This window comes from Aquiflexum sp. (assembly GCF_977115555.1).
Window position 1 is genome coordinate 1 of sequence record NZ_CDSBKL010000253.1, and the last position, 6080, is coordinate 6080.

At 40.1% G+C, this 6080-nt stretch carries 5 protein-coding genes and 1 tRNA gene; 4 read left to right on the forward strand and 2 right to left on the reverse strand.

The window, feature by feature from the left end; genetic code table 11:
• Nucleotides 1–364 precede the first annotated feature (364 nt).
• Nucleotides 365–437 (reverse strand) — tRNA-Phe (locus tag ACZFYI_RS14085).
• A gap of 105 nt (nucleotides 438–542) precedes the next feature.
• On the opposite strand from ACZFYI_RS14085, the gene ACZFYI_RS14090 reads away from it, so the two are divergent.
• The 4 genes from ACZFYI_RS14090 to ACZFYI_RS14105 all read left to right on the forward strand — a co-directional run bounded on the left by ACZFYI_RS14090 (nucleotide 543) and on the right by ACZFYI_RS14105 (nucleotide 5540).
• Nucleotides 543–1877, forward strand: a complete 1335-nt coding sequence (locus ACZFYI_RS14090) for a 4Fe-4S dicluster domain-containing protein (protein WP_462524766.1) — start codon at nucleotides 543–545, stop codon at nucleotides 1875–1877.
• A 240-nt stretch (nucleotides 1878–2117) separates the two neighbouring features.
• Complete coding sequence (locus ACZFYI_RS14095; protein ID WP_462524767.1) at nucleotides 2118–2909, forward strand: (Fe-S)-binding protein; 792 nt, start codon at nucleotides 2118–2120, stop codon at nucleotides 2907–2909.
• Nucleotides 2910–3070: 161 nt separating this feature from the next.
• Nucleotides 3071–3562: a hypothetical protein gene (locus ACZFYI_RS14100; protein WP_462524768.1), complete on the forward strand. Its 492-nt coding sequence runs from the start codon at nucleotides 3071–3073 to the stop codon at nucleotides 3560–3562.
• A gap of 52 nt (nucleotides 3563–3614) precedes the next feature.
• A complete protein-coding gene (locus ACZFYI_RS14105; RefSeq protein WP_462524769.1) occupies nucleotides 3615–5540 on the forward strand; it encodes an OmpA family protein in 1926 nt (641 codons plus the stop codon).
• Nucleotides 5541–5658: 118 nt separating this feature from the next.
• On the opposite strand, the gene ACZFYI_RS14110 is transcribed toward ACZFYI_RS14105, so the two are convergent.
• Complete coding sequence (locus tag ACZFYI_RS14110; protein ID WP_462524770.1) at nucleotides 5659–6066, reverse strand: YybH family protein; 408 nt, start codon at nucleotides 6064–6066, stop codon at nucleotides 5659–5661.
• Between the last annotated feature and the right edge of the window lie 14 nt (nucleotides 6067–6080).

Consider the following 6080-nt stretch of genomic DNA (forward strand, 5'->3'; position numbering starts at 1 on the left):
AAAACTAAACACTAAAAAGAGGCTGATTTTTTTCATTGTTGTAAATGTAAAATTTTTTATATAACCATTTGCTAACCACTATGTATTACACACCCAACATCATTCCTTTTTTAATTTAAAATACTCATAATTTCCCCTCTCGAGAGGGGAAATTATGAGTAAATCCCATTGTATTGAGCACTTTGTTGGGGTGTGTTGCAATCGTGGCAATCAAGCGGATAATCATAAAATTTTAAATGTAGGATAAATAGTATGCATGCAGACTATTTTATATTTTGGTACCCGCATCGAAAAGCGAGGCGTTTGAAAAAATACTGGAAGCAAAAGGGCAAAAAAAATCCCGATCTAAGCAGACCGGGAGATGTGGTGATAAGTGGACTCGAACCACCGACTCACGGATTTTCAGTCCGATGCTCTACCAACTGAGCTATATCACCGATTCCGTTAAAGTGATGCAAATGTAGGTATTTGAACCATTGTTACAAACCATTTGATTAAAAAATTTAGACTAAACCCAAGCCAATAACGCTAATACAAACAATATGAGCATTTTACCCCAAGTAATTTTTCTCCTTGTTTTTGCGGTAGCAGGTTATATTCTTTTCAAAAGAGTAAGCTACCTCCGAAGAAACATTTTCCTAGGAAAAAGAGAAACACGAAATGACCTTCCTGACAAGCGATGGAAAACGATGTTGCTTGTTGCCTTTGGACAGCAGAAAATGTTCAAAAGGTTTACTCCTGCGATTTTGCACCTTATGATTTATGTGGCTTTTGTCATCATCAATCTTGAGGTGCTGGAATTTGTCATTGATGGGATATTCGGAACACATAGGATTTTCGCACCGTTTTTAGGTTCGGCCTATGGAGTGGCGATGAATATCTTTGAATTTCTGGCAATAGCTGTATTGGTTTCATGTGTGGCTTTTTTGATCAGGAGAAATGTCATGAAAGTAGAGCGCTTCACTAAGCCTGAATTAAACGGATGGCCTGCCATGGATGCCAACCTTATTCTGGTAATTGAAATCATATTGATGTTTGCCATCCTAACCATGAATGCCACAGATCAGATCTTGGCAACAAGAGGTGTTGAACACTATACTTTATTGAATGGATTGTTTTTCAGCAGCTTTCTTCAACCAATATTTCAAGGAATGAATGACAGCACCTTGGTGTTCATTGAGCGGTTTGCTTGGTGGTTCCATATCATTGGAATATTGGCTTTTGCCGTTTATGTGACTTATTCCAAGCATTTGCATATTTTCCTCGCATTCCCAAATACCTGGTACTCCAACCTCAAACCGAAAGGAGAAATGGTGAATATGCCCGAGGTGACCAACGAAGTCAATATGATGCTGGGTATAGCTTCTGAGACAAATGCAGAACCAGCTGCGGAAATCGGCAGGTTTGGTGCTAAAGATATCAATGACCTCAGTTGGGTCAATGTCATGAATGCTTACAGCTGTACCGAGTGCGGCAGGTGTACAGCCGAATGTCCTGCCAACATCACCGGCAAAAAGCTTTCCCCAAGAAAAATCATGATGGATGTCCGGGACAGGGCAGAAGAAGTCGGCAAAAGCATAGATGCCGGAGGACCTGGCTTGGCAGATGGCAAATCACTTTTGGGAGATTATACTACCAAAGAAGAAATCAATGCATGCACATCCTGCAATGCCTGTGTGGAAGCCTGCCCTATCAATATAGACCCATTGTCAATAATCCTACAGATGAGAAGGTATGTGTCCATGGAAGAATCCGCCTCTCCGGCTCAGTGGAATGCCATGTTCCAAAATATGGAAACAGCTTTCTCTCCTTGGAAATTCCCACCATCAGATAGGTTCAATTGGGCAGAAAAAGTCAAGGATGAAGAAATAAAATAGATTTGAGACTCGAGATTTGAGATTTGAGATTTTACGCCACTAAGGTTTAAATATTCTTGAATTCCAAATCACTTGTTCAAATTTTCATTGCTTTATTTCATCAATTCTAAATCAAAAATTCTACTTGATATACCTTCAAATATTTGATTCTTGATTACAAAGTCTTGTTTATCGGAATCCGGAATACGGATCTCGTTTCTGAAGTCTCAAATCTCATGTCTCATATCTAACATCTAATTAATGTCAACATATAAAGTACCAACCATGGCCGAAATGGCCTCCTCAGGACAAGCACCTGAAATACTTTTTTGGGTAGGCTGCGCCGGTTCATTTGATGAGCGCTACAAAGCCGTTACCCAAGCTTTTGTCAAAATCCTGAATAAAGTCGGTGTAAGTTTTGCCGTACTCGGTCCCGAAGAAACATGTACAGGTGACCCTGCCAGGAGAGCGGGAAATGAATTTCTCTTCCAGATGCAGGCTGTTTCCAATATCCAGGTCATGAATGCTTATGAGATTAAAAAAGTCGTAACAGCCTGTCCCCATTGCTTCAATACTATCAAAAACGAATATCCGGCTTTAGGAGGAAAATATGAAGTCATCCACCATTCCCAATTTCTACAACAGCTGATCAATGAAGGGAAAATCGTCCTACAGGGCGGAGGGGAATTCAAAGGAAAAAAAATAACCTTCCATGATTCATGCTACCTTGGAAGGGCAAATGATGTCTACGAAGCACCAAGGGATGTCATCAGGGCATTGGATGTGGAGTTGGTAGAGATGAAGCGCTGCAAGACAAAAGGACTTTGCTGTGGAGCAGGGGGAGCGCAGATGTTTAAGGAACCCGAGCCTGGCAAGAAAGACATCAATGTCGAAAGAACAGAAGAAGCTTTGGCAACAGGTGCCGCCACTATAGCAGTCGGCTGTCCTTTTTGCCTGACAATGATGTCCGATGGCGTCAAAAACAAAGAAAAAGAAAATGAAGTGAAAGTCTATGACCTTGCGGAAATGCTCGCCAAGGATATGGGGATCTAAACAACCCTCAAATCGTATTCATCAAACCCCAATCTAAAAATTTGGGGTTTATTTTTGACAATAAATAGGGAATCAGTACCAAATTCACAAAAATATCCGTTAGGTTAAGGGAACAAAATCAGTTCCCAACGTCTTCTAGTAAAAGCAAAACAACACAATTAATGTATATACCTTTTGATCAGATGCCAGGTCATGCCAGAATCTGGACTTACACATCAAACAGAAAATTAGAGAAAAAAGAACTAGATATCTTGTCTTCAAGACTTTCTGTTTTTTGTGAGCAATGGAATACGCATGGCGCATTGATGCCCACTTCATTTGAAATCAGGTTTGATCAGGTAATTATTTTGGCTGTGGATGAAAGTCAATTGGGAGCAAGCGGCTGCTCGATCGATTCTTCTGTCAGGTTGCTAAGGGATATTGAAACCAAATTTGAGATTGACCTGCTCAACCAAGGAAAGGTTTCATTTCTCCATGGTGAAAATAATCTTGAAGTGAATAACCTACTTGGAATCAAGTCCAAAGTAAAGGAAGGCATCCTTCAAGCCGAAACTATCGTATTGAATCCTGTGGTCCAAAGTAAGTCTGATTTGGAAAAAAACTGGAAAATCAAAGCCAAAGAAAGTTGGTTGAACAAATTCTTTGAGAATTAATTTTGATAAAAACCCTATATTTAAAACGTTAAGAAAACATTCCAAGATACCTATGAAGCGAATTGCTTTATTTCTTGTTTTGATACCCATACTGCTAGCCTCTTGTACTAGCATGTACCAAAAAGGCCAAAACCAGTTTCAGTCAGGTGAATATCAAGTTGCTATCAACACTTTTTCGAAGATTCTTGAGAAAGAACCGGAAAACAAGCAGGCTAATTTTTATGTAGCAGAAAGCTACCGGCTTTCCAACAGGATAGAAGAATCAAAAGCCTATTATGAAAAAGTAGCTGCTGAGGAGGAAACTTACGAAACGTATTTCAGGTTAGGCCAAAGTCTGAAAAGCCAAGGTGAATATGAACAGGCAGAAGAAGCTTTTGAGAAGGCAAAGGGTTTGACATTAGATGATAAAAATCTTCAGCTTGTCGAGCTTGAACTTGCCAATCTCAAAAAAATCGGTGATATCCAGAATTATTGGGAATTCATGCAACTGGAAAATTACAAACTCCTTAATACATCCCTAGCAGAATATTCTCCGGTGGTAAATGATGGCTATTTGTATTTTACCAGTAACAGACAAAGTAGTGGAATCTATGCCTCCACAGGCACCCCTTATTTAAAAATGTTCAGAACAAGGGCTGAAGGAATCAAAGTAGATGTGCAGAATGTGCAACAACTCCCAGAATTCCGAAATGAAGACAACCTGAACCAAGGATCGATGGCTGTCAGTCCTGATGGAAATACGCTGATCTATGCAAGAGGTAACTCTACATCTGTAAAGGATCTACCAGACGTACATTTGTTTGTTTCCTACTTCCGGGGCGGAGGGTATACACAACCCATTTGGATGCCTGTCAATGAAGATGAGTTTTATACCAATACTACTCCGGCATTCAGCCCTGATGGCAATGAGTTGTATTTTTCTTCCTTAAGGCCTGATGGTAAAGGCGGCTTGGATTTATACAAAGCCACAAAACTTGCCAATGGAGATTTTGGAAATGCTGTCAATATGGGTAACCAAATCAATACTCCCGGCAATGAGATGTTCCCTTACGTCGCACCGGATGGGAAGATATTTTTTGCCTCTGATGGACATGCAGGCTTTGGGAAAATGGATCTCTTCGTAGCCGAAAGGACAGAAAAAGGATGGGAAGTAAAGAACCTTGGATCAAACATCAATTCTGTGGCTGATGATTTTGGAATCTTTTTTTCCAAATATCCGACAGAAGGATTTCTTTCATCTAATAGGGAAGGTGGTTTGGGAGATGATGATATTTATTTCTTTGAAGACAAAACACCAAAACCAAAAATCGTCAACGTTTTCTTAAACGTGACAACAAAAGAGAAAAAAGACGATGGTACAGAAGTCCTTTTACCACAGACGAGGGTTGTATTGTATGATGGTGCAAATAAAAATGTTGGGGGAGATTTCTCCAACCAAAACGGAAGGTTGAGGTTTACTTTAGCTCCTAATGCAAACTTCTCTATAATTGCTTCCAAAAGCGGCTATTTCAGTAAAAGCATCACTTATACCACCGTTGGAAAAACTCCAAGACCTGAGGACCTGATCCAAGAAGTCACCAACATCACACTTGATACGACAGTGGTATTGGACGCACTCATATTGGAAAGATCCATCGTGCTTGAAAATATTTACTATGATCTTGACAAAGCTGATATCCGACCTGATGCAGCATTGGAATTGGACAAACTGGTCAAAATCCTGAAAGACAATCCAAGTATCAGAATAGAATTGAGTTCGCATGCTGATGCACGTGCAACAGATGAATATAACGATGCCTTAACACAAAGAAGGGCAGAATCCGCAGTAGCTTATCTTGTTTCTCAAGGAATTGATGCAAGCCGATTAGTGGCCAAAGGATACGGCAAACGACAGTTGATCATAGAGAATGCACAAACTGAGGAAGAACATCAGACCAACAGAAGGACTGAGTTTAAGGTGATTGAGATCAAGGAATAAATACCTCTTTCCCAGTAAACCTGAAATACAAATAAAAAGAAAGGAGAGGCTAAACCTCTCCTTTCTTTTTATGCCATATGAAATTGAGTGTAATTGGAAGTATTCCTGAAAATTGTTTTTACTTACATCCTTCTTTTCTTCTTGTATCGATAATATAAGTGATTTTCCATCCATCCGGTGTTCTGATCAATTGGAATGAATTGACACCGCAGTGGCTAAAATTCTCATTGACATAAAATTCGTAAGGTGTCCATGCGGCAGCCATATCTCCATCCACTTTGATCTGATAATCAAGAATCCGCTCATCCAAGGTCGTTGTGGCAGGAGTAGAAGCGATTCGATTCAGAAAATCCTCCACCGAATTCGATCCCAATTCAGATCCTGTTTCTCCGCTTTTGACTGTCTGCATGGTCGCATCAGGATGGAAAGCGGCTTTTATAAGGTCAGTATTTTTTGATTTCATCCCTGCAAACATCGAAGCGATTACTTGCCTGACCTCCTCATTTTGCTGCGCAAAAAGGGACATTACCGGAAGTGAAA

Bases quoted from the DNA above. Each gene is read 5' to 3' on its own strand.
- ACZFYI_RS14090 (WP_462524766.1), top strand. From the start codon at position 543: ATGAGCATTTTACCCCAAGTAATTTTTCTCCTTGTTTTTGCGGTAGCA.
- ACZFYI_RS14095 (WP_462524767.1), top strand. From the start codon at position 2,118: ATGTCAACATATAAAGTACCAACCATGGCCGAAATGGCCTCCTCAGGA.
- ACZFYI_RS14100 (WP_462524768.1), top strand. From the start codon at position 3,071: ATGTATATACCTTTTGATCAGATGCCAGGTCATGCCAGAATCTGGACT.
- ACZFYI_RS14105 (WP_462524769.1), top strand. From the start codon at position 3,615: ATGAAGCGAATTGCTTTATTTCTTGTTTTGATACCCATACTGCTAGCC.
- ACZFYI_RS14110 (WP_462524770.1), bottom strand. From the start codon at position 6,066: ATGTCCCTTTTTGCGCAGCAAAATGAGGAGGTCAGGCAAGTAATCGCT.